This is a genomic window from Burkholderia sp. HI4860 (assembly GCF_002223045.2).
Classification (GTDB): domain Bacteria; phylum Pseudomonadota; class Gammaproteobacteria; order Burkholderiales; family Burkholderiaceae; genus Burkholderia.
Genome location: NZ_NKFO02000001.1, coordinates 929,002 through 953,081, shown reverse-complemented (window position 1 = coordinate 953,081; position 24,080 = coordinate 929,002). Strand labels below are relative to the sequence as shown.

General features: G+C 68.7%; 19 protein-coding genes and 1 pseudogene. 5 read left to right on the top strand and 15 right to left on the bottom strand.

Annotated elements, in window-relative coordinates:
- Positions 1–28: 28 nt before the first annotated feature.
- Entirely contained in the window at positions 29–1,213 is a 1,185-nt protein-coding gene (locus CFB34_RS04295; protein ID WP_089441373.1) for an amidohydrolase family protein, read from the bottom strand.
- A gap of 85 nt (positions 1,214–1,298) precedes the next feature.
- Positions 1,299–2,498 (bottom strand): amidohydrolase family protein, encoded by a 1,200-nt coding sequence (locus CFB34_RS04290; RefSeq protein ID WP_089441367.1) that lies wholly within the window; start codon positions 2,496–2,498, stop codon positions 1,299–1,301.
- A 464-nt stretch (positions 2,499–2,962) separates the two neighbouring features.
- On the opposite strand from CFB34_RS04290, the gene CFB34_RS04285 reads away from it, so the two are divergent.
- Positions 2,963–3,610: a glycine zipper 2TM domain-containing protein gene (locus CFB34_RS04285; RefSeq protein WP_089441366.1), complete on the top strand. Its 648-nt coding sequence runs from the start codon at positions 2,963–2,965 to the stop codon at positions 3,608–3,610.
- A gap of 227 nt (positions 3,611–3,837) precedes the next feature.
- Here the strand turns inward: CFB34_RS04285 and CFB34_RS04280 are convergent.
- The 3 genes and pseudogenes from CFB34_RS04280 to CFB34_RS04270 form a co-directional block, all read right to left on the bottom strand.
- Positions 3,838–5,165, bottom strand: a pseudogene (locus CFB34_RS04280) (amino acid permease).
- 169 nt (positions 5,166–5,334) lie between these two features.
- The gene (locus CFB34_RS04275) at positions 5,335–6,585 is read right to left on the bottom strand and encodes an FAD-binding oxidoreductase (RefSeq protein ID WP_089441364.1); all 1,251 of its coding nucleotides are present in this window, start codon (positions 6,583–6,585) and stop codon (positions 5,335–5,337) included.
- 31 nt (positions 6,586–6,616) lie between these two features.
- Entirely contained in the window at positions 6,617–6,970 is a 354-nt protein-coding gene (locus CFB34_RS04270) for a RidA family protein (protein WP_089441372.1), read from the bottom strand.
- A gap of 296 nt (positions 6,971–7,266) precedes the next feature.
- Between CFB34_RS04270 and CFB34_RS04265 the strand changes: the two genes are divergently transcribed.
- On the top strand, positions 7,267–7,902 hold the full coding sequence (locus CFB34_RS04265; protein WP_089441363.1) for an XRE family transcriptional regulator: 636 nt from the start codon (positions 7,267–7,269) through the stop codon (positions 7,900–7,902).
- Between the two features lie 142 nt (positions 7,903–8,044).
- Positions 8,045–8,554 carry a GNAT family N-acetyltransferase gene (locus tag CFB34_RS04260; RefSeq protein ID WP_089441362.1) on the top strand — a complete coding sequence of 170 codons (510 nt, stop codon included), beginning with the start codon at positions 8,045–8,047 and terminating at the stop codon, positions 8,552–8,554.
- Positions 8,555–8,805: 251 nt separating this feature from the next.
- Here CFB34_RS04260 and CFB34_RS04255 read toward each other — a convergent pair whose 3' ends face one another.
- Entirely contained in the window at positions 8,806–9,378 is a 573-nt protein-coding gene (locus CFB34_RS04255; protein ID WP_089441361.1) for a fimbrial assembly protein, read from the bottom strand.
- Between the two features lie 530 nt (positions 9,379–9,908).
- On the opposite strand from CFB34_RS04255, the gene CFB34_RS04250 reads away from it, so the two are divergent.
- Positions 9,909–11,267: an aspartate aminotransferase family protein gene (locus tag CFB34_RS04250; protein WP_089441360.1), complete on the top strand. Its 1,359-nt coding sequence runs from the start codon at positions 9,909–9,911 to the stop codon at positions 11,265–11,267.
- A 150-nt stretch (positions 11,268–11,417) separates the two neighbouring features.
- Here the strand turns inward: CFB34_RS04250 and CFB34_RS04245 are convergent, their stop codons facing one another.
- Positions 11,418–12,593 carry a M20 aminoacylase family protein gene (locus CFB34_RS04245; protein WP_089441359.1) on the bottom strand — a complete coding sequence of 392 codons (1,176 nt, stop codon included), beginning with the start codon at positions 12,591–12,593 and terminating at the stop codon, positions 11,418–11,420.
- A 59-nt stretch (positions 12,594–12,652) separates the two neighbouring features.
- A complete protein-coding gene (locus CFB34_RS04240; RefSeq protein WP_089441358.1) occupies positions 12,653–13,885 on the bottom strand; it encodes a diaminopropionate ammonia-lyase in 1,233 nt (410 codons plus the stop codon).
- Between the two features lie 156 nt (positions 13,886–14,041).
- Here CFB34_RS04240 and CFB34_RS04235 point away from each other — a divergent pair, with 156 nt between their 5' ends.
- Positions 14,042–14,518 carry an Lrp/AsnC family transcriptional regulator gene (locus tag CFB34_RS04235; RefSeq protein WP_089441357.1) on the top strand — a complete coding sequence of 159 codons (477 nt, stop codon included), beginning with the start codon at positions 14,042–14,044 and terminating at the stop codon, positions 14,516–14,518.
- A 71-nt stretch (positions 14,519–14,589) separates the two neighbouring features.
- Here CFB34_RS04235 and CFB34_RS04230 read toward each other — a convergent pair whose 3' ends face one another.
- The 7 genes from CFB34_RS04230 to CFB34_RS04200 form a co-directional block, all read right to left on the bottom strand.
- Positions 14,590–16,314 (bottom strand): tannase/feruloyl esterase family alpha/beta hydrolase, encoded by a 1,725-nt coding sequence (locus tag CFB34_RS04230; protein ID WP_089441356.1) that lies wholly within the window; start codon positions 16,312–16,314, stop codon positions 14,590–14,592.
- A gap of 33 nt (positions 16,315–16,347) precedes the next feature.
- Complete coding sequence (locus CFB34_RS04225; RefSeq protein ID WP_089441355.1) at positions 16,348–17,496, bottom strand: porin; 1,149 nt, start codon at positions 17,494–17,496, stop codon at positions 16,348–16,350.
- A 62-nt stretch (positions 17,497–17,558) separates the two neighbouring features.
- Entirely contained in the window at positions 17,559–18,764 is a 1,206-nt protein-coding gene (gene mhpT, locus CFB34_RS04220; protein WP_089441354.1) for a 3-(3-hydroxy-phenyl)propionate transporter MhpT, read from the bottom strand.
- A gap of 201 nt (positions 18,765–18,965) precedes the next feature.
- Positions 18,966–20,879 (bottom strand): feruloyl-CoA synthase, encoded by a 1,914-nt coding sequence (locus CFB34_RS04215; protein ID WP_089441353.1) that lies wholly within the window; start codon positions 20,877–20,879, stop codon positions 18,966–18,968.
- Complete coding sequence (locus CFB34_RS04210; RefSeq protein WP_089441352.1) at positions 20,876–22,324, bottom strand: aldehyde dehydrogenase; 1,449 nt, start codon at positions 22,322–22,324, stop codon at positions 20,876–20,878. The genes CFB34_RS04215 and CFB34_RS04210 overlap by 4 nt, the downstream gene beginning before the upstream one ends.
- A gap of 71 nt (positions 22,325–22,395) precedes the next feature.
- On the bottom strand, positions 22,396–23,226 hold the full coding sequence (locus tag CFB34_RS04205; RefSeq protein WP_089441351.1) for a p-hydroxycinnamoyl CoA hydratase/lyase: 831 nt from the start codon (positions 23,224–23,226) through the stop codon (positions 22,396–22,398).
- Between the two features lie 233 nt (positions 23,227–23,459).
- A complete protein-coding gene (locus CFB34_RS04200; protein ID WP_089441350.1) occupies positions 23,460–23,963 on the bottom strand; it encodes a MarR family winged helix-turn-helix transcriptional regulator in 504 nt (167 codons plus the stop codon).
- Positions 23,964–24,080: the final 117 nt, after the last annotated feature.

The window sequence follows — 24,080 nt, the reverse complement described above, 5'->3', positions numbered from 1 at the left end:
CCGGGGCGACGCTGCGCTCACGCTTCACTCAGACCAGCGCGCCGTTGCGCGCGACGATCTTCCCCGACGACACGACGAGCCGCCGCACCGGCCGCGCAACGACGGCCTCGGCGAACGTCAGCGCGTCGACCAGCACGACGTCCGCGCGGCTGCCCGGCTGCAGCCCGTAACCGTCGAAACCGCAACCGCGCGCCGCGCCGTGCGTCACGCAGTCGAGCGCGACCTCGAGCGCATCGTCGCGGCGGAAATCGTTGCGCATGCCGATCAGCATCGCGCGTTCGAGCATGTCGGGCGACCCATACGGCGTCCACGTATCGCGCACGCCGTCGTTGCCGCCGATGACCGTCACGCCCGCCGCGCGACACGCGGCCACCGGCGGAACGGGCACCGCCGCGGGCGCGGTCGTGACGAGCCCGACGCCGAGTTCGGCCATCCGCGCGAGCAGCGCATCGCGCTCGCGGTCGGCGATATCGCCGAGACAGAACCCGTGGCTGATCGTCACCTTGCCCTGCATGCCGTGCGTAGCCGTGCGCTGCAGGATCAGGTCGAGCGAGTACGCGCCCATCGATCCGCGTTCGTGCAGATGAAGGTCGAGCCCGCGGCCGTGGCGCTCGGCGATCGCGAACAGCACGTCCACCGCCTCGACCGGATCGCCTTCGATCGCGCACGGGTCGAGCCCGCCGAGCAGATCGGCCCCGGCGGCCAGCGCTTCGGACAGCAGCGCAGCGGTGCCCGGCCGCTTGAGCACGCCCGATTGCGGAAACGCGACAATCTGGATCTCGACTTCCCCGCGCAGCGTCTCGCGCGTCGCGAGCACGCCGTGCAGATGCCGCAGCCCGGCTTCGGTATCGATGTCGACGTGCGTGCGGATGCGCGTCGTGCCGGCCGCGAGGAACGCACGCGCCAGCGCGAGCGACGCGGCGCCGGCGTCATGGCCGCTCGTCGCGCGATAGTGGCGCTCGTTCTCGATCCGGTCGACGAGGCGCGGCCCGACCTGGTTGCGATACCACGGCATCCCCCAGTGCGTCTTGTCGAGGTGCGTGTGGCCTTCGACGAGGCCGGGCAGCGCGAGCGCGCCCGCACCGTCCTCGATCGCGCAGCCGGCGGGCGCGTCGAGCGACGGGCCGACGCGCACGATGCGATCGCCTTCGATCAGGATGTCGAGCGCGGCATCGGCGTTCGGGCGGACGTTGCGGATCAGCAGGTTCGTCATGTCGGTTCCGGTGAGGTCGGTCAGTGCGGTCAGTGCGGTCAGTGCGAAGGTGGCACGGCGCATGCCATGCCGCCGGTCAGGTCGGTCAGCGCGTGAAGCGCAGCGCGGGAGCGAACGGTGCGCCGGTGTCGCTTTCGCCGCGACGGAACACCCAGCGCTCGGCCGGCACGCCCGCGACGGCCGCCGCCGCATTCGGCGCGCGCACCGCGACGAACGTCGCATCGCAGCCGACTGCGATTCCATAGTTGTCCTTTCCGATTGCGCGTGCGCCGGCGTGCGTCGCCATGTCCAGCGCGATGCCGAGCGCTTCGTCGGTGTAGAAACCCGACCGGTAGCCGACCATCATCGCGCGCTGCAGCATGTCGCCGTTGCCGTACGGCCACCAGGCGTCACGGATGTTGTCGTTGCCCGCGAACACGTGCACGCCCGCGTCGCGCAGCGCTTGCACCGGAGGAAACGCGCAGTCGCCCGGCGCATTCGTCAGGATCGACACGCCGGCGTCGGCCAGTGCCGCCGCGGTGCGCTGCACGTCGTCATCGCTCACCTGGCCGAGCGCGTACGCATGGCTCACGTTCACGCGGCCGCCGAGCCCCGCCGCACGCGTGCGCGCCGCGATCCGCAGCAACTGCGCGATGCCCGTTTCACCGGGCTCGTGCAGGTGGATGTCGATCTTCGCGCCCCGCTTCTCAGCGATGCCGAACACGATGTCGAGCTGGCCGTCCGCATCGCCGTCGAGCGTCGTCGGGTCGATCCCGCCGACCACGTCCGCGCCTTCGCGCACGGCTGCATCGAGAATCTCGGCGGTGCCGGGACACGTGACGACGCCGGCCTGCGGGAACGCGACGAGTTCGATATCGACGATGCCGCGCCATTGCTCGCGCGCGGCCATCACGGCCTGCAGGTTCGACAGGCCGGTGGTCGCATCGACGTCGACGTGGCTGCGCATCGCGACCGTGCCGAAGGCGGCGGCCTGCGCGATCAGCGCATTCGCGCGCTCGACGATCGGCGGCGCGGCCGCGAGCTGGCGCTTCTCGACCGCGAGCCGCTCGCGCAGCGTGCCGACCGGTTCGTGCGGCACCCAGCGATCGCCGACGAAGCTCTTGTCGAGGTGGATGTGGCCGTCGACGAAGCCGGGCAGCACGACGCGGCCGTCGAGGTCGATCGTTTTCGCGCCGGGCGCGGCGGCGCAAGCGGCGCCGATCGCGGCAAAGCGGCCGTCACGGACGACGAGTTGGATGGGCTGGCCGCCGGTGTCGACGGCGTTGATGAAGAGACGATCGGTCATGGCTCGGAATGTGGGGCGGTCGCGGCACGTCACCGGCGCGGACAGGGGAAGGCACTGCAGCCGGCACGGCGCGACCGTTGGCAGGGAATCCGGCCACGATATCGGACGCCGTCGCCCGAGGCCAATTAAATGTCGCGATGCCGCGCATTCGATTTCGCGATGCGCGGCGCGCGCGGCCGCCGGGCCCGGCACGGCGATGGGGCGGGATCGCGGGAAATGTGACGGAAAAACCGACGACCGCGCGGCATCGGCATCGCCGGAAGGCGGGCGTCGGGAAGCCGCGTCGCGCCCTTGCCGGGCGTCGCTGCCGCGCCCCGCCGGCGAGGCGATTTACGCGGCAACAGACTTTACACGTTGTTACCCGGCCGCACCGGACGCGCCTCCGGCCATTCCTTATACTCACGCCGAGTTCGCCACCCGTTCCGGCATTCGTCGGCGAACCCGTTGCCGATGCAGGAATCATCATGATGCACATGCCTTCCACGAAGACCGTTCTGTTCGCCTCGCTCGTCGCCGTCGCGGCGCTTCCGCTGACCGCCTGCGTCGCGCCGGGTTACTACGGCGCGCAGCCGGGGTATCCGCAACAGCAGCAATACGCGGCGCCCGGCTACGCGCAGCCCGCGTATTCGCAACCGGGCTACGTGCAGCAGCAACAGCCGTATCCGAACCAGGCGCCGCAGCCGTACGATCAGTACGGCAACCCGCAGCAATACGGGTCGCAGCCGTATGACCAGTACGGCAATCAGCAGCAGTACGGCAACGGCTACGGCACGCAATACGGCACGGTCTCGAACATCCAGCCGGTCAACGGCTCGGTCGGCCCGTCGGGCGTCGCCGGCACCGTCGTCGGTGCGCTGGTCGGCGGCCTGGTCGGCAACCAGTTCGGCCGCGGTCACGGCCGCGATGCGGCCACCGTGATCGGTGCGCTCGGCGGTGCGGTGGCCGGCAACCAGATCGGCCAGCAGATGGGCGCCGCGCAAGGCCCGAGCAGCTACCGGATCGACGTGCAGGTCAGCGACGGCACGATGCGCTCGTTCGACGTGCAGTCGCCGGGCAACCTGCGTCCGGGCGATCGCGTGCAGATCAACGGCAATCAATTGGCGCGTTACTGATTCGCTTGCGGTGCGCCTGAGCTGATCGGGCGCATCGTCGCGCGTTCGACGTCGGGCACCGGTTCGGCGCGACGGCGCGCCTGCTTCACGTCACCCTCATTCTTCGTGCCCGCGCGGCGCGCATGACGCGCCGCCGACACTGCCGCGGCGCCTTTGCACCCGTCTTCAACGCGCGCCATCGCACGGCCACTCCCCCGCACCCACAGCCGCGACTCAGCGCATCGCCATCAAACGCGCTCGACGCCGAGCCCGACACGCGTCGACCGCGCAGCCGCCTGCAGGTGCCGCGAACGCCGGTAGATGATCGCCATCAGCGCCATCACCGCCGCGCCGGCGTACAGCGACCCGCGCGTCGTCGGGTCGACGCCGAGCATCACGAACACGAACGCGACGAACACGAGGCAGATCCACGACGTGACCGACGCGTACGGCAAGCGGAACGCCACCGTCTCGCCGCGCGCGGCCAGCGCGCGCCGGAACCGCATGTGGGTCAGCACGATCATCGCCCAGATCACGGTCACGTCGAACGACAGGAACGACATCAGCCAGCCGAACACGCGCGCCGGAATCACATAGTTCAGCACCACGCCGACCGACATGAACAGCACGGTCGCCCGCACCGCGCGCGACGGCGATCCGCTTGCGCTCAGCGCCGCGAACGACGCGGGCGCGAGGCCGTTGCCGGCCATGCTCGACAGCATCCGCGCGCCGCTGAACACGATGCAGTTGAAGCTCGACAACGCAGCCGTCACGACCACGAAGTTGACGATGCCGGCCGCCTGCCTCAGCCCGAGCGATTCGAACGTCGTCACGAACGGGCTGCCATGCTCGCCGAGCTCGTGCCACGGATACAGCGCCATGATGATGAACAGCGCGCCGACGTAGAAGATCAGGATGCGCCACAGCACCGAGTTGATCGCGCGCGGGATCATCTTCTGCGGCTCGCGCGCCTCGCCGGCGGTAAGGCCGATCATCTCGACGCCCGCGAACGAATACGCGACGATCGGCAGCGCGCTCACGACCCCGAGCACGCCGTGCGGAAACACGCCGCCGTGGCGCCACAGGTTCGACAGGCCGACGGGCTCGCCGCCATGGCCGATCCCGGTGAACACGATCAGCGCGCCGCCCGCGATCATCAGCACGATCGTCACGACCTTCACGATCGCGAACCAGAACTCCAGTTCGCCGTACACCTTCACGTTGAGCAGGTTGAACGCCGAGATCGCGGCGATCGCCGCTACGACCCACAGCCACTGCGCACGTCCGGAAACCAGAAACCCATGTAGATGCCGATGGCGGTCGTCTCCGCGACGCCGACGCCGACCATCAGCAGCCAGTAGCTCCAGCCGACCACGTAGCCGGCGAACGGCCCGACGTATTCGAACGCACACGCACCGAACGAGCCGGACACCGGCCGGTGCACGGCCATCTCGCCGAGCGCGCGCATGATCAGGAAAATCATCGCGCCGCCGATCAGGTAGGCGACGAGCGCGCCGGGCCCGGCCGCCTTGATCGCGGACGCCGAGCCGAGGAACAGGCCGACGCCGATGGCCATGCCGAGGGCCATGAACGAGATCTGGCGCGCGCCGAGTTCGCGCCGCATCGTGTGCTGTTGCATGTTGTCTCCAGTCGTTGATCGTCGCGGCGAGCCGGGTTGGCCTACCGCTGGATGGAGCGGCCGGCGTCGTGTGCCGGCCGCCCTGCTGCAGCGCACGGTCGCCGGTTCAGCGGCCGTGCAGAAAGCGTTCGACGCGAAACGGCGTCGGGTCGACGAACGGCTGCGTGCCGGTCATCAGGTCGGCGATCAGCCGGCCGGTCACGGGGCCGAGCGTGAAGCCGTGATGCGCATGCCCGAACGCGAACCACAGATCGCGGTGGCGCGGCGCCGCGCCAATGACGGGCAGCATGTCGGGCGTGCACGGCCGGCGGCCGAGCCACGGCGCGCCGTCGACGCGCGCGCCGAGCGGAAACAGCTCGCGCGCGACCGGTTCGACGGCGGCGAGCTGGGTGGGCGTCGGCGGCGTATCGCAAAGCCCGAGCTCGACGCCGGTCGTCAGGCGGATGCCGCGCGTCATCGGCGTGATCAGGAAGCCGCTGTCGGCATCGAGCACAGGCCCGTTCAGCCGCGCGCCCGGCTGCGCCGCGTAGTGCATGTGATAGCCGCGCTTGACCGCGAGCGGCAGCGTGTAGCCGAGCCGTTCGCACAGCAGGTCCGACCACGGCCCGAGCGCGACGACCGCCGCGCGCGCGTCGACCGGGCCTTGCGCGGTGTCGACGCGCCAGCCGTTCGCGGCCGACAGCGTCAGCGCGTCGCCGATCAGGATGCGGCCGCCGAGCTGCTCGAAGTGGCGCGCATACGCGGTCACGAGCGCATTCGGATCGCTGATCGAATCGGAGCCCGTGTAGCGCAGCGCGCCGACCAGCGCGCGGCTCAGGTTCGGCTCGGCGTCGCGCAGCGCGGCTGCATCGAGCGCGTCGAAGGTCACGCCGTATTCGGCGCGCCAGCGCTCGGCGGCGCGCGTTTCCGCATCGCGCGTCGCGGCCGTGCGGAACACCTTCAGCCACCCGCCTTCGCGCAGCAATGCGCCGGCGCCGGACGCTTCGATCAGCGCGCGATGCTCGGTCACGCAGTATTCGATCAGCGGCGCATACGCGCGCGCGATCTCCGCATGACGCGCCGGATGGGAATTGCGCCAGTAGCGGTACAGGAACGGAATCAGTTTCGGCAGCGCGCCGACGTGATAGCGGACGTCGGGCGAGCGGTTGCACGCGTATTTCAGCAGCGTGCCGAAGCCGCGCGGAAACGCATACGGATACACGCCTTCGCGCTGGATCAGCCCGGCGTTGCCGAGCGACGTCTCGTTGCCGGGCGCCTTGCGGTCGACGAGCGCGACCGACAGGCCGCGCTGTTGCAGGTGCACGGCAACGGACACGCCGATCATGCCGCCGCCCAGGACGAGCGTGTCGAATGTCATCGGGAATTCCTCGGGCGGGGCGGTGCCGGCGTCAGGCGAGCGCGGTCACGGCGATCTCGACGTCGAGACCGGGTTTCATCAGCAACGCCTGCACACAGGCGCGGGTCGGCGCGTGGCCGGCCGGCACCCAGGCGTCCCACGCCGCATTGAACGCGTCGAAGTGCGCGGCATCGCTGAGCCATATGTTGGCCGTCAGCACGCGCGTCTTGTCGATGCCGGCCAATGCGAGCAGCGCGTCGATGCGCGTGAGGATTTCGGTCGCCTGCACGGCGATCGGCGCGCCGGCCGTATCGGGCACCTGGCCGGCCAGGTGGACGAAGCCGTTCGCGATCACGACCTGGCTCATGCGTGCGCCCGTCTGCAGACGTTGGATTTCACTGGACATGATGGTTTGCACCTTCGCAAGGCCGGCCGCGACCGGCCGGGTAAATAAATGGCTGGGAAAGCCGCTGGCGTGTGCGGAATCGTCGGGCAGCCGCCGCACGGGCGAGCTGTGCCGATACGCATACGCGTCGTTCACGCCGGCCGCACCGGCTCCGCGAGTTTCGCGCCGTCCGATGCTAGAGTGGCCGTCACGCCCACCGTCGGCGATTTCGACGAAAATTATCATATACGAGAAAATTTATTCTCGTATACGACAAAACCCGTATTCACGTCACGGACGCCGCGCCCCGTATCCGCATGCCCAAATCCACCGTCCCCGTTCCGCCGCCCACCGACGCCGCGCCGCAGCTCGACCACCAGACGGTCGGCGCGCGGCTGCGCGACGCGCGCAAGTCGCGCGGCCTGACGCTCGCGCAACTGTCCGAGCGCTCCGGTATCGCGGTGTCGACGATTTCGAAGGCCGAGCGCGGCGACATCGCGCTCACCTACGACAAGTTCGCGGCGCTCACGCATGCGCTCGCGCTCGACTTCGACACGATGTTCGGCCGCCCGGCGCCCGCCGGCGCGATGACGCCGTCGTTCACGCCGGCCGGCCAGCAGATGGTGTACGACACGCCGAACTACGCGTACGGGATGCTCGCGAACGACCTGACCGGCAAGCGAATGGTGCCCGTGCGCGGGCGCATTCATGCGCGCAAGCTGTCGGACTTCGCCGACTACATCCGGCACAGCGGCGAGGAGTTCGTGTTCGTGCTGAGCGGCGAGCTGGAGCTGCGCTTCGAGAACGGCCATACGTACCGGCTTGGCACCGGCGACAGCCTGTATTTCGACAGCGCGGTCGGGCACGTGTACCTGAGCCTCGGCGACACCGATGCCGAGGTGCTCGCGTGCTGCGTCGACGGCGATGCCAGGCGGCCGCGCGACGCGATCTGACGTCTGACGGTCTGAATGCGATCACGCGGCGGTGCCGAACGCCACCGCGCAACACCGGGATTCCTATTACGATAAGGACGATGCATCCTGCGGCCCCAGCGGCTCGCGCCGGCATGCACGACCTTCAACCGGAACGCTCCCGATGACGATCACCACCCGCCTGCTCGATGCGGCCGACGCCGCCCGTTTCCAGACCGTTCGCCTGCGTGCGGTCGACACCGCCCCCACCTCCTTCCTGCCGACGCTCGACGAAGAATCGCAGGTGCCGGTCGACGAATTCGCGACGCGCATCACGCCGACCCGTGAACGTGCGGTGTACGGTGCGTTCGACGGCGATACGCTCGTCGGCATCACGGGCGTACGCCGCGATGCGCGCGTGAAGATCGCCCACAAGGCGACGATCTGGGGCGTGTTCGTCGATCCCGCGTATCGCGGGCGAGGCATCGCGCAAACACTGCTCGAGAGCGCGACCGCGCACGCGGCGCGGGAATGGGACTGCAAGCAGCTGACGCTGTGCGTGAACGAGGTCAACGCCACCGCGGAGCGGCTGTATGCGTCGCAGGGGTTCGTGCGGTTCGGGACGGAACCGCGCTCGATGTTCGTCGACGGGCGGTTCTACGACGAACACCACATGGTCAAGACGCTGGCGTAGCGTGCCGCTGCTGCGAACGGGAAGCGCCAGGCACCGCCAAGCGAGCACCCACTCACCGGCACCGCGCGTCGACGCTCCCGTCATTCGCAGCGACGTCGGCACACCATGAACCGGCCTCGAACGCACGCCGACCGAAACGGCCCAAGTGTGAGCGCCCACTAACTTTCCATGCAATACGACAGCGGCCAGTCGTGCCGCTGTCGGTTTATGCGCAAAAACTTTTATTGCAGCAACCCCGGCCGGCCAGATCCTTACTTGTCTACCGCTGCCACCCTGCCGCCCGGTACCGTATCGTCCCCCGCCGACGCGACCGGTTCGAACATCAGCACCAGATCGCCCCGGTAGCTTCCGTTGACCCCGGCTGCCCCGCGCGTAGCCGGCGCATTGGCACTGATCGTCAGGTCGCGGGTTTCGTCGTAGCCATTGATGCCGGGCTTGACCAGGGTGAGCGTACGCGCGCCGTCGTGCGCGATGTCCGCGCCGCCGGCCTTGTCCGCCAGCACGACCTTCGCGTCAGTCATGTCGTAGCGGCCGTTCGACAGCCTCAGCGGCTGCAGCAGCGCGACGCGGACGTCGGGATTCGTCGTGTAGACGCGGATCGGCAGCGTTGCGCCGAACGTCTGCGGCGAGCCGTCCGTCGCATTCAGCTCGACCACGCCATAGGCGGCCGCACCGCCCGAGGTCGACACGAACAGGCTGTCGCCAATGTGCGCCGTCAGCCGGATCGTCTTGACGACGGCGTGCGGCGACGTCGGGCCCGCCTGGGCGATGCCGGTGAATGCAATGCATGCGCCCGCCGCGATGATGTATTTGCCGATCTTCATTTTTCTATTCCGTATTCAGGCCGTTTCGTGAAATCCGAACGCCGCCCATTAGCGGTTCGCTTCGGACAAAACATTCCGTCCATTCCATTCAAATTCGATATTCCAGTATCTCGAAATTTGAATGCAATATCCCCGTGGAATGCCATTTACGCCATTGCGCGCATGGGGCCGGCAATGCCCTTTCGCCGGCCTGCCCACCCTGCCGCCACCCTCCCGTAAGGCAATATTCACCTAGCCATGTGGACATATTCACGCAACGACATGCGTCAACGATAGGTTGCGAAAAACCGGAATCAAATACATGGAAACCTTTATGCCGATTTCCGTTTTTTATTTACCTATGCTATCTCTCAATCAAATTGCATCGAATGGAAACCTGAGCCGGGTCGTCGTGCTGCTCGCATGTCAACGTGCGCATCATTGAATCGCCGCGTCCGAACACCTGCGTCCGCCTCGGTAATTCCGCCTCTATTCAGCCCCCCGCGCTCCGCGCTATCGTCTTCGTCATCCTCACAGCCCAGGAGCTGCCTTTGCCTTCCCGCCACGGAGTCGACCTCATCCGCGCCCGCGCGCTGTTCGATCGCGAGCGCCGCGCATTCACCGAAGCCATGCCGGTCTCCCGCGCCCTGTCCGCGGAAGCGTCCGAGCACTTGCTGTTCGGCGTGCCGTTGCACTGGATGCAGGACTGGTCGACGCCGTTCTCGCTGTACGTGAAAGAAGCGCGCGGCGCGACCTTCACCGACGTCGACGGCCACCGCTACGCCGACTTCTGCCTCGGCGACACCGGTGCGATGTTCGGCCATGCGCCCGAACCCGTCGCGCGGGCACTCATCGAGCAGGCCACGCGCGGCTACACGACGATGCTGCCGAGCGAGGATGCCGCGTGGGTGTCGCGCGAACTCGCGCGCCGCTTCCGTCTGCCGGTCTGGCAGTTCGCATTGAGCGCGAGCGACGCGAACCGCTTCGTGCTGCGCTGGGCGCGCGCGGCCACCGGTCGCAACACGATCGTGGTGTTCAACGGCTGCTATCACGGCACGGTCGACGACGTGTTCGTCGATCTCGTCGATGGCCGCCCCGTGCAGCGCGACAGCCTGCTCGGGCAGTCGTACGACCTGCTCGCGAACACGCGCGTCGTCGAATTCAACGACCTCGCCGCGCTCGAAGCAGCGCTGAAAGGCGGCGATGTCGCCTGCGTGCTCGCCGAGCCCGCGATGACGAACATCGGGATGGTGCTGCCCGATCCGGGCTTCTGGGAGGCGGCCCGTGAACTGACCCGCCGCTACGGCACGCTGCTCGTGATCGACGAGACGCACACGATCAGCAGCGGCCCGGGCGGTTATGCGGTCGCACACGATCTGGAGCCGGACATGCTGGTGGTCGGCAAGCCGATCGCGGGCGGCGTGCCGTGCGCGGTGTACGGGTTCAGCGCCGAATTCGCGGAACGCGCGAAGCAGGCGAAGCTGAACGCGCCGCCCGGCCATTCGGGGATCGGTACGACACTCACCGCGAACATGCTCGCGATGCATGCGATGCGCGCGACGCTCGCCGAAGTCGCGACCGACGCGGCCTATGCGCATATGTTCGAACTCGCCGCGCGGCTGGCGACGGGGCTCGAGCAGGCGATCGCGAAACACGAACTGCCGTGGTGCGTGACGCGCATCGGCGCGCGCACCGAGTTCCAGTTCGCCCCCACGCCGCCGCGCAACGGCACGATCGCCGGCGCGCAGCTCGACAGCGAACTCGAGCACATCGTGCACCTGTACCTGCTGAATCGCGGCGTGCTGATCACGCCGTTCCACAACATGATGCTCGTGTGTCCGCAGACGACGGCCGATGATGTCGACCGGCTCGTCGCGCAGTTCGACGCGTGTCTGGGCGAACTGGTGTGATGCAGTGACATTCGCGGTAGGCAACACATCGCGCGAGCGCGGCCACGATGTGTTGCCTGCGGCTGCGGCGTCGCTCGTGTCGCCTGACAGTGAAACGGACCGCCGCACAGCGAGCCGTTTCCCGTCGCATCCGCATCATGCAGCGATGCGCTACGCCGCCTTCAACGCCCGCCGCGCCACTTCCGCGAAATACCGCGCGCCGATCGACAGGATCTCGTCGTTGAAGTCATAGCCCGCGTTATGCAGCGGCACGCCGCCGCGCCCTGCCGCCTCCCCGTTGCCGATGAAGACGAAGTTGCCGGGCACCGCCTGCAGGAACGCGCCGAAGTCTTCCGAGATCATCATCGGCTGGACGTTCGCATCCACGTTCTCCGCGCCCGCCACGTGCGCCGCAGCCCGCACGGCCGTGTCGACCCATTCCGGCGAATTCACCGTCGGCGCGAACTCGTGCGTGTACTCGAACGCGCAGGTCGCGCCGTGCGTGCGGCAGATTCCTTCGCTGATCTCGCGCATCCGCGTGGCCAGCAGCGCCTGCACGTCGCGCGAGTAGCTGCGCGTATCGCCCTTGATCGTCACCGTCGACGGCAGCACGTTGCGCAGCCCGTCGGTGATGAACTCCGTGCACGAGATCACGGCCTGCTGGCCCGGATCGAGATTGCGCGACACGATCGTCTGCAGCGCGAGCACGACCTGCGCGCCGATCACGATCGGATCGATGCCCATGTGCGGGCGCGCCGCGTGCGTGCCGCGCCCGTCAATTCGGATCACGAAGTTGTCCTCGCTCGCCATGATGCCGCCCGCACGCGTCGAGAACGTGCCCGCGCGCATCCCCGGCATGTTGTGCGCGCCGAAGATCGCGTCGACCGGAAAGCGCTCGAACAGCCCGTCGGCCATCATCGCTTTCGCGCCGCGGCCATGCTCCTCGGCCGGCTGGAAGATGAAACGCACGGTGCCGTCGAAATCCTTGCGCTCGGCCAGCAGCTGCGCAGCGCCGAGCACCATCGACATGTGGCCGTCGTGCCCGCACGCATGCATCTTGCCGGGCGTGCGCGATGCATGTTCGCGGCCCGGCGCGTGCTCGGCGATGTTCAGCGCGTCCATGTCCGCGCGGATGCCGATCGCGCGCTTGCCGGTGCCGGCCGTCAGGTTCGCGACGAGCCCCGTGCCGCCGATCCCGCGATGCACGTCGAGCCCGAGCGTCGTCAGGATGCGCGCGACGTAGTCCGACGTGTTCACCTCTTCGAAACCCGTCTCCGGATGCTGGTGCAAGTGGCGGCGCCAGGCCTTCAGTTGCCCCTGCAGCGTGCTTTCTTCGGTTGCGTCCATCGCGTTGGCCTCGTCAGTCGTAGTCGATCGGGATCGATCGGGATCGGTCGGGATGTCGTTCAGGCCGCCACTGCCGTGCGGTCCAGCCAGGCGCGCTGCCGCGCGAGCACGGCATCGGCCGTTTCGCCGACGCAGTTCCGGTACACGGACGGCGCCGTCGCGCCTTCCGTATTGATCGCCAGCACGCGCGAATGCGCATCGAGCCCCACCTGCCGCGCGAGCGCCGGGTCGCGCATCAGCACCTCGAGCCCCGCGACGCCGGCCGCGCCCGATTCGCCCGCCACGAGCGGCACGTCGCGTTCACTGCCGGCCGCGAGGCCGCGCATCGTCTGCACCGCGTCTTCGTCGTCGATCAGCATGAAGTAGTCGATGCACATCTCGAGGAAGTCCCATGCCAGCGGCGACGCCTCGCCGCACGCGAGGCCGGCCATCACGGAATCGACGCTGCCGGTCGCCCTGGACGCGCGCCCCGCGAGCGCACTCTGGTACAGGCAGTCGGCCTGGTGCGGCTCGACGACGATGAAACGCGGCCGCTGCACGCCGTCGCGCTCCCACAGGTAACTCGCGACACCCGCGGCGAGGCCGCCCACGCCGCCTTGCAGCAGCACGTGCGTGAATGGCCGCCCGTCGTCCTCAGCCGCCTGCGCGGCCGCCTCGGCGGCGATCACGCCATAGCCTTGCATCACGTCGCGCGGAATCGCTTCGTAGCCGTCGTACGACGTATCGGACACGACATACCAGCCGTTCGCCTGCGCGAGCTGCGCCGCGCAGACGACCGACTCGTCGTAGTTCCCCTCGATGCGCACGATCCGCGCGCCGTACGCGGAGATCGCGCGTTCGCGCTCCGCGTCGACGTTCGCGTGCAGCACGATCACGCACCCGCAGCCGATCGCACGCGCGGCGGCGGCCAGCGCGCGGCCGTGATTGCCGTCGGTCGCGCTGATCACCGTCAGGTCGGCCAGTTCTGCCGCGTAGCGGCCGGTGACGAGCCCTTGCGGATCGAGATCCTGCGTGCGTCGCAGCCGCTTCACGAGCCGCACGAGCGCGATCGGCGCGCCGAGCGCCTTGAAACTGCCGAGCGGCGAGCGGCACGACTCGTCCTTCACGCTGACGCTCGCGACGCCCAGCCGTGCGGCGAGATCCGGCAGCGCGCGCAGCGGCGTGCGCAGGTTGCCGACGAGCGGCCAGTGCGACAACCACGCGCCGCTTTCGTCGGCCGATGCGATGTTCATCACGCGGCGCAGTGCGTGGGGATAGGCGGTGCGCGAGGCGCGGGGGTTGGCGATCAGCATGGGGGCAGCGCTCCGTGAGTCGGTTCGGGTCGGCGCGCACGGGTTGCACGCGCCGCCGGTTCGAAAAATAATATTGCGCATACCGGTCAATAAAATCGCCAAATCGGCGGCCGCCACGCAAAAATTTCTCATTCTTCCGAGGCTTCACGCGCCATCATGACCACTCCACTCGATGCGTTCGATCGCAAGCTGCTGATGGAAATCCAGCGCGACGCGCAAACGCCGCAAAGCGAGCTCGGCGCGCGCGTCAACCTGTCGACCGCGGCCGTGAACCGGCGCCTGAAACGTCTCGCGGACGAAGGCGTGATCGAGCGCTATACCGCTGTCGTCGCGCCGGACAAGGTCGATCATCCGCTGACGATCGTCGTCAACGTCGAGGTCGAAAGCGAGCAGATCGACCAGCTCGACGCGATGAAGCGCACCTTCGAGCGCTGCCCGCAGATCCAGCAGTGCTACTACGTGACGGGGGAATGGGATTTCGTGCTGATCCTGGCCGTGCGCAACATGGATCAGTACAACGCGCTCACGCGCGAGCTGTTCTTCGCGAACAACAACGTGAAGCGGTTCAAGACGCTGGTGAGCATGAGCCGCGTGAAGGTCGGGCTCGAGGTGCCGGTCGAACCGGCCGAGTAAGTGAGTGGTTGCACACATGAGGCGACCGGCGCACGAATGCATGCGCCGGCCGCCTCCCATCGACGGCTACGTCAGCGACAACTGAAGCTCGCCGCCGAATTCACGTCGCCCGATCCGTTGTAGCGCGCCACCTGCGGGTACGGGCACAGCGGCCGCGTACGCCCCGCACCCCATGACGCCGGCACGTCCGCATTCGGCACCACGTTCGTCGCATCGCGCGCGGTGGCCACCACCGCACCGGGCGCCTGCCCTTGCTCGACCCACGCGACGAGCGGCGTCAGCAGGTCGAACTGGTCGGCCGCCGGCCCGCCCGAGCAGTGGTTCATCCCCGGCACCGGATAGAAGCGCGCGAAATCCGACGCATCGCCGCCGTTCGCCTGCGCAACCCGCGAGTACCAGTCGCGCGTATCGTCGAACGAGAACACCGGGTCGCCGGTGCCGTGATAGACCAGCAGCTTCGCCCCGCGCGTCTTCAGCGCGGACAGGTTGGTCTCGTCGGGCGGCGTCATGAACGTCCACGCGGATTGCGTGTACACGCCGCTGGTCGCGAAGATCGCCGGCGCGTCGTTGTCCATGTCGAAGCCGAGCGCGAAACCGGGCAGGTTCGCGAGCGCCGCGGCGGTTTTCGGCGGCGACATGAACGTGAACGCCATCGCGGCCGGGTCGAGCGTGATCGAATTCGACTGCTTCCATGCGGCCCAGCCGCCGCCGGCGATGCCCGGATCGTACGGAAAGCCCGCGTAGAGCGCCGTGCCCGCGCTGTTGCGTGCGCCCGTGAACACGTTCTCGAGCGCGGTCTTCTGCGCGGTCGTCAGGCACGCACCGGTGCGCGTGCCGTTCGCGCAGGTCGGAATGTCCGCATCGACGCTGAAGTGCGCCTGGCACGCGGCGACGTCCTGCACCATCCCGTCTGCCGCGCCGTCGAGCGCATCGCATTTCTCGAGGATCTTCGCGCCGACGAACTGCCGCTCCGCGTCGGTGAAGCCGCTGCGGATATCCGGCAGCCCGTTCGAGCCGGTCGCCGATGCGATCTTCGCGAACTGCTGCGCGCCGTACATTTCGCCGATCGCCGCCTTCGGCAGATGAAAGCCCGGATCGCCCGCGATGATGCCGTCGTAGTCCGCCGGGTTGCGCACCGCCGTGACCATCGCGTGACGGCCGCCGTTCGAGCAGCCGCCGAAATAGCTGCGATCGGGCGCCTTGCCGTACGCGAGCCGGATCACCTGCTTGGCCATCGGCGTGAGCGCATCGACTGCGCCGTAGCCGTAGTCGATGCGCGCCTGCGGATCGAGGCCGAACAGCGGGTTCTGCGCGGCGCTGTGCCCGGAATCCGAGCTGATCACCGCGAAGCCCTGGTTCAGCGCGTCGGTCAGCGGCCCGCCGCCGCCGATCTCGCCGGTCGCGGTCACGACGTTGCCGTCGAGGCCGCCGTTCGCCTGGTAGAAGAAGCGGCCGTTCCACGCCTTCGGCAAGCGCATTTCGAAGCCGATCGCATAGGTCTTGCCGTCGACCGTGCTCACGCGCTCGTTCATCTTCCCTTCGATCACGCAGTGCTCGGCGATCGGCTTGCCGGCCACCGTGAGCGCGCCGGCAGCCGCGGTCGTCACCGACGTGAACGACGTGTTCGCATACGCGAGCTTCGCGGCGAGCGCGTCGCAGGTCTGCGCCATCGCGGCCGGTGTCGCGGCGCTCAGGTGCGTCGGTGCGGAATTCACCGAATCGTCGCCGCCGCAACCGGCGAGCATCGCGGCGGCGGACAGCGGCGCAATACAGAGGAATGCAGATTTCCTGTTCAAGATAACTCCCGTTCGGTTCGTCACGCCGGTGAATCAGAACATGTGCCGCACGCCGACCATCGCGCCGAGCTGCCCCATCCCTTCGCCGGGTGTCGTGCCGGGCCCGCCGCCGCTGACCGAGTAGCGCGCATGCGCGCTGTTCCACAGATACGACGATTGCGCGTAGACCGCCGTGCGCTTCGTCAGCAGATAGGTCGCGCGCAGCGTGGCCATCGTCGCGCGCGTGTCGTGCGCGCTGTTGACGATCCGGTAGCCTTCGCCGTCGACGACGAAATCGGGCTTCACCGCATACGACGCGCCGACGAAGAACAAATCCGAATGCGCGCCGGCCGCGGCCGGCGAACCGGTCGACACGCGCCGCCCGATCCAGCCCGCGCCGATCTTCGCGCCGGCGGCCTGCGCATACGCGCTCACGTGCGTGCGCGCGTCCTTGCCGCCGCTGCTGGTGAACGGAACGGGCGCCACGCCGTCGAAGAAGTTCGCGGCCGCGCCGGTGCCGCCGCGCTGTTCCTCGTACGACGCCGCCGCACCGAAGTACGCGCTGTCGTACTTGAGCATCACCGACCAGTTGCGGCACTGCACCGCGTCGCCCGGCACTTGCCCCGCGCACGTGCCCTGCCCCGGCGAGTTGCCGGTGCCCGCGCCGTCGCGGCCGAACGAATACGCGGCGCCGAACGTCACGCCGCGATACGCGCCGACGTAGGTCACCGCGTTGTCGGCGCGGCCGTTCGGCACGTACGCGTCGAACGAGCCGAGCCCGTAGATGTCGGGGCCGATGATGTCCGCGCCCTGCAGCGCGAGATAGGTCATCGTGTACTGACGGCCGAACGCGAGCGTGCCGAAGCCGCTCTTCAGCCCGACGAACGCCTGGCGCCCGAACAACCGGCCGCCCTGGCCGAGATCGCCGCCGCGCACGTTGAAGCCGCTTTCGAGCGTGAACACCGCCTGATAGCCGCCGCCGAGATCCTCGGTGCCGCGCAGCCCCCAGCGCGACGGCAGCTCGCCCGTCACGCCCGGCATCCGCACGACGTGGTCGCCTGCCGCGTTCGCGTGCGACACGTATTCGACGCCCGTATCGATGATCCCGTATAGCGTCACGCTCGACTGCGCATGCGCACCGGGCGCGGCGAGCGCGCAGCACGCGCCGGCGGCCAGCAGGCCGTTCCTTGTCTTCGTCTTCATCGTTGCGTCTCCAGACCTTGAGTAAGCGCGCTCTGACGGCGCGCATTGAAAAAATCGAACCATCAGTCGCCCGCCTGCGGGCGGCGAATCAGCACGAACGCAGCGAAGGCCGCGACGAGCGTGACGGGGATGCTCGCGCCGATCACGACCGGCGCGCTGCGGCCGGCGGCCAGCAGCGTCGCGGCCGCGAGCGGCCCGACGACGGAGCCGAGCCGGCCGACGGCCACCGCCGCGCCGACACCCGTGCCGCGCATCGCGGTCGGGTAGTAGATCGCCGCGAGCGCGTACAGCACCGACTGCCCGCCGACGACGAACATCCCGGCCGCGAACGCTGCCGCCGCGAGCGACGCGAAGCCTGGCGCGGCCGCGAGCGCGGCGAGCGACAGCACGATCCCCACGTACATGCCGCCGACCACGCGCGACGCGCGCATCCGGTCGAGTGCCGCACCGATGCCGAGCGCACCGAGCCCCGCGCCGACGTTGAACGCGATCTGCACGAGGCCGACGTGTGCGCGATCGAGCCCGCGCGAGGCCATCAGCGACGGCAGCCAGTTCAGCAGGAAGTAGAGGACGATCAGCGTGCAGAAGTAGCTGACCCACAGCGCGACCGTCGACGTCGTGCGGCCGTCGCCGAACAGCGTGCGTGCGACGCTGGTGCGCGCGGCCTGCGTGCCCGCTACGTCGAGATACGCACGCGATTCCGGCAGGAACCACACGAGCAGCGGCACGAGCAGCAGCGGCCCCACGCCGCCGACGTAGAAGATGTGCCGCCATTCGGTGTCGCCGGCGAGCAGCACGCCGATCACCGACGCGATCACGCCGCCGAACGGGATCCCGCAGTACATCGTCGCCACCGCACTGCTGCGCGAGCGCGGCTCGACCGCTTCGGACGACAGCGCGATCAGGTTCGGCATCGCGCCGCCGAGACCGATGCCGGTCAGCACGCGCACGACGACGAGCATCGCGAACGTCGATACCTGCGCGGTGGCGATCGACAGCAGCCCGAACAGCACGACCGATGCGATCAGCACGCGCTTGCGGCCGATCCGGTCGGCGAGCCGCCCGCCGAGCATCGCGCCCGGCAGCAGCCCGAAGGTGCCGGCGCTGAATGCGATGCCCATCTGCGATACGGACAGCCCGAATTCGCGCGCCATGCGCGGCGCGGCGACGCCGACCGACTGCAGGTCGAGCCCCTCGAGGAGAGCGATCGCGAAACACAGTGCGAGCGTGGTCGCGACCGTGGGTTTTTCGGTAACGTAAGTGTTCATCCTGTCTCCAGTCCCATGTCTTGTAGTCGGTCGGCCCGCTAACGGCCGCCGCGCGCCGTCGCCGGCCAGTGGCGAAGCAGCGCGCAAGGTGTCGTCCGAACGGCCGCCTTTATCAGGCAGCCTGATTCACTGGCCGCAAGCATGCCTGCCGGTATCGTGGCCGGCAGGTCGTTGTGTCTGCGTGATGCGATGTGCTTCCGGTTACGCGTAAATCACGTCGGGATCGCGCCGCGCCGGGTCATACAGCGCGTCGATCGTCGCCGCGCGATGCTGCTGCACGGCCGCCTGGTTCAACGAACCCTTGTCGGTCACTTCGCCGAGGTCGAGCGACGGCGGCGTGTCGATCAGCCGGATGCGCGCGACGAACGTCGAACCGCCGCTCGCCTGCCGGTTCAGCTCGACGAGCCATTGCTCGAACACCGCGCGCACGGCCGGCGCGCGCAGCACGTCGGTCACCGACGCATCGGCGGCGAGCCCCGCCAACGCACGGCACGCGTCGACGCGCGGAAACACCAGCAGCCCGATGTCGTCGCGATTGATCCCGGTGACGACCACGTCCTGCACGTACGGCGCGCCGCTCGACACCGCGTTCGCGCGCAACGGCCCGACGCTCACGAAGGTGCCGCTGCTCAGCTTGAAATCCTCGGTCAGCCGCCCGTCGAACAGCAGCCCGAGCTCCGGCCGCGCCGGATCGGCGAACACGCCCGCGTCCCCGCTGCGGTAATAGCCTTCGTCGTCGAATACATCGCGCGGATCGACGTCCACGTGCCAGTAGCCACGCATCACGTTCGGCCCCTTGAAACGCAGTTCGAGCTTGCCGCCGCACGGCACGAGCTTCGCGTCGCAGCCGGGCGCGGGCAGCCCGATATAGCCGGCGCGCATCAGCGGCCCCGTCGTGAACAGGCACGACGGCGACGCCTCCGTCATCCCGAGGCCGGCCATGATCCGGATCCGCTCGCCGCAATGCGCTTCGGTCACGCGGTCGAGCCGGTCCCACGCGGCCTGCGACAGGCCCGCGCCACCGAAGAAATACAGCTTCACGCGCGAGAAGAACGTGTCGCGCAACTCGGCATCGCGTTCGAGCGCGGCCGTCAGTTCTTCCCAGCCTTTCGGCACGTTGAAGTAGATCGTCGGCGCGATCTCGCGCAGGTTGCGCACGGTTTCGTCGAAGCGGCCCGGCATCGGGCGGCCGTCGTCGATATACAGCGTGCCGCCGTTGTATAGCGCGATGCCGAGGTTGTGACTGCCGCCGAACGTGTGATTCCACGGCAGCCAGTCGACCAGCACCGGCGGTTCGCGCGTCAGTTCGGGCATCGTCTGGCGCAGCATCTGCTGGTTGCTGCACAGCATCCGGTGCGTGGTCGGCACGGCCTTCGGCTGCTTCGTCGAGCCGGACGTGAACAGGATCTTCGCGAGATGATCGGGGCCGACCGCCGCGTGGATCGCGTCGATCGTGCGCGGAGGGGTGGCGAGCAAGTGCGAGAGCGGCACCGCGCGGCCCTTTCCGTCGGCGTCGGCGTCGACATCGTCGTCGCGTGCGACGATCAGCGCCGCATCGGCCGGCAACACGGCGTCGAGCGCACGCGCGAACGGCGCGCGTTCGGCGACGAACACCGCACCCGGCTTCAGCACACCGAGCGTATGACGCAGCTTGCCGTAGTCGGTCGACACCAGCGAATACGCGGGCGAGATCGGCGAGTACGGCACGCCGGCCAGCATCGCCGCGAACATCAGCTGCAGATGCTCCAGGTCGTTGCCGGACAGCACCGCGAGCGGACGCTCGGCCGACAGCCCGAGATCGACGAGGCCCTGACCGAGTGCGCGGGCGCGTTCGAGCATCTGCGCATAAGTGATCTCGATCCAGTGGCCGTCATCGCCGCGCTTCGCGGCCAGCACGCGATCGGGATGCGCTTGCGCGCCGTTCACGAGGCAGTCGGTCAGCCGCGTCGGATAGTCGCCGAGTGGTTCGCGCGAACGCAGGTACCACGCGCCGTTTTCCGCGCGACGTATCTCGGCCGCGCCGACGGCGACGGCCGCTGCGCGATAGCGCACGCCGCCCGTGTCGTTCACCGGCCCGCTGGCGAGCGTCGCATCATTCATCGTCGCCTCGCTCATATGGGGTAGTGCCGCGGCGTGGTCTGCACGGTGATCCAGCGCAGCTCGGTGAATTCGGCGATCGACGCACGGCTGCCGAAGCGGCCGTAGCCGCTCGCCTTCGTGCCGCCGAACGGCATCTGCGCCTCGTCGTGAACGGTCGGCCCGTTGATGTGGCAGATCCCCGATTCGATCCGGCGTGCGACCGCCATCGCACGCGCGACATCGCGGCTGAACACGCTCGCCGACAGCCCGAACTCGCTGTCGTTCGCAAGCGCGACCGCTTCGTCGTCGCTGTCCGCGCGCAGGATCGCGACGACCGGCGCGAACGATTCCTCGCGATACAGGCGCATGTCGCGCGTCACGCCATCGACGATCGCCGGCTGCATCGTCGCGCCTTCCACGCGGCACCCGAGCGGCAGCTGAGCACCGTGCGCACGCGCGTCTTCGACGAGCGATGCCGCGCGAGCGGCGGCCGCCGCGTCGACCATCGTGCCGAGCGGATGGCCGGCCAGCGGATCGCCCGCGACCAGCGTGCGCGCCTTCGCGGCGAGGCGTTCGACGAGCGCATCGGCAATCGGCCGCGCGGCGATCACGCGCTCGGTCGACATGCAGATCTGCCCCTGGTTGAAGAACGCGCCGAACGCGATCGCGTCGACAGCTGCGTCGAGATCCGCATCGTCGAGCACCAGCACCGGCGCCTTGCCGCCGAGTTCGAGCAGCACCGGTTTCAGGTGGGCGGCCGCGTGACGCGCGATGATGCGCCCGACATGCGTCGACCCGGTGAAGTTGATCCGCGTCACGTGCGGATGCGCGATCAGCCGCTCGACGAGTTCGGGTGCGTCGGCCGCCGCGTGCGTGATCACGTTGACCACGCCCGCGCCGAGCCCCGCTTCGTCCAGCACCGCCCCGATCAGCGCATGCACGCCGGGGCACGCTTCGGATGCCTTCAGCACGACCGTGTTGCCGCACGCGAGCGGCATCGCCAGCGCGCGCGTGCCGAGGATCACCGGCGCGTTCCACGGCGCGATGCCGAGCACGACGCCGCACGGCACGCGCATCGCCAGCGCGAGATTGCCGGGCACGTCGGACGGGATCACGTCGCCGGCGATCTGCGTCGTCATCGACGCGGCCTCGCGCAGCATGTTCGCCGCGAGCGTCACGTTGAAGCCGATCCAGCCCGGCGTCGCGCCGGTTTCGGCCACGCCCGTCGCGATGAACGCGTCGATGCGCGCGTCCATCAGGTCGGCCGCCTTCAGCAGCAGCCGGCGGCGCTCGGTCGGCGCGAGCGCCGACCAGGCGGGAAACGCGCGGTGCGCGGCGTCGATCGCCGCGTCGGCGTCGGCGAGGCCGGCCGCCGGCGCACGCGACGCCAGCGCGCCCGTCGCGGGGTTGAATCGGTCGAAGGTGCGCCCGTCGCGGGCCGCACACCACTCGCCCGCGATCAGCATCCGTCTGTCGGTCATGTTGTCTCCTGCCATGCCTGTCTCTTGCGAATACGCCGGCGGGGAAGCCGGCGGCTGCGTCCGCGCTTGTATCAGCGCTTGTAGGCCTGCAGGCCCGGCTTGATCGTCTTGTCGTCGAGGAACTGCTTCAACCCTTGCTCGCGGCCATGTTCCGGATCGCGCAGTTGCGCCTGGTCGAGCTTCGCGTACAGGTAATCCTCGCACTGTTCCCACGTGAGTTCGCGCGCGCGCTTGAAGCCGTGCTTCGCCGCGCGCAGCACGACCGGATTCTTGTCCATCAGCCGCGCCGCGAGCGCGATCGTCGCGTCACGCAGTTCGGCCAGCGGCACGCTGCTGTTCACGAGGCCCATGTCGGCCGCTTCCACGCCGGTGAACGTGTCGCCGGTCATGATGTAGTGCAGCGCGCGGCGGTGCCCGACCGTGTCGGCCATCGCCTTGCTGACGAGGTTGCCGGGCGGGATGCCCCAGTTGATCTCCGACAGCCCGAACACCGCTTCGTCGGCCGCGATCGCGAGGTCGCACGCGACGAGCGGCGAGAAACCGCCGCCGAAGCACCAGCCGTTCACCATCGCGATGGTCGGCTTGTTGTACATCCGCAGGCGGCGCCATTGCCATTCCGATGCGTCGCGGCGCACTTTTTCCTGCAGCGCGTCGGAGCCGCCGTCGATCTCCCGGAAGTACTCCTTCAGATCCATGCCGGCCGTCCATGCAGCGCCCGCGCCGGTGAGGACGAGCACCTTTGCTTCGTCGTCGAATTCGACCGCGTCGAGTACCTGCAGCATCTCCTGGTTGAGCGTCGGGCTCATCGCATTACGCTTGTCCGGGCGGTTCAGCGTGACCCACGCGATGCCGGCCTCCACCTTCACTTCAACGGTCTGCCAGCGGTTGTCGTACTTGCTCATATCGGTTCCTGTCGTTCGTTCCTGTGCGATTCGGTGCGCAGCATTCCTGCTGCGGACGGCTTCATTTAATATCAGGCTACCTGATATTGCAAGCGGCACGCGCGCCGGTGTAAACCCGGAGCGGAAAGCGGAGAAAGCGGCGGGGAAATCAGGGAGCGGTCGGCCGGCCGTCGATGGCGCGGACGAAGCGAGCGCGGGCCCGGCGGGCCCGTGTCGTGAAATCGGGGAAGCGGTCAGCCGCGCAGGTTGCGCGAGAACAGTTCGAGCGCGCGCTGCACGTCCGCGGCCGTGTCGGCGGAGACGTCGCCGAGCATGCGCGTCTCGAGCGGGCGCAGCACGGCTTCGCATTCGCGCAGCATCGCCGCGCCTTCGTCGGTCAGCGTCAGCAGGATGATGCGGCCGTGCGACGGGTCCGCTTCACGCGTGACGAAGCCGCGGGCGGCCATCACGCTCATCACTTCATTCGCCGATTGCGGCGTGATCCACGAGCGCTCGGCCAGTTGCGCGTTCGACGATGCGCCGCGCGCCTCGAGCACCGACAGCGCCGTGTATTGCGCGAGCGTGATGCCAAGCGGGGCGAGCGCGTCGGTCATGTGGCGGCGCAGCAGCCGGTCGAGACCGCCGATCACGTAGGTCAGGCGCTGCTGCACGCGCGCCTTCGGCTTGTCGCCGGTCGCACGGGCGGCGGGCTTCGTGGCGGGCTTCGGATTCGCGGGTTTGGTTGGTGCGGAACTCATGGTGCGGGCGGGATGGAATTGCGGGCCATCTTACCAGCAGGTCGGGCGGTGAACGGCATGGGCGTGACATCAATCTCAACGCGGGTCACATTCACAATGAACTCATATAAGTACGAA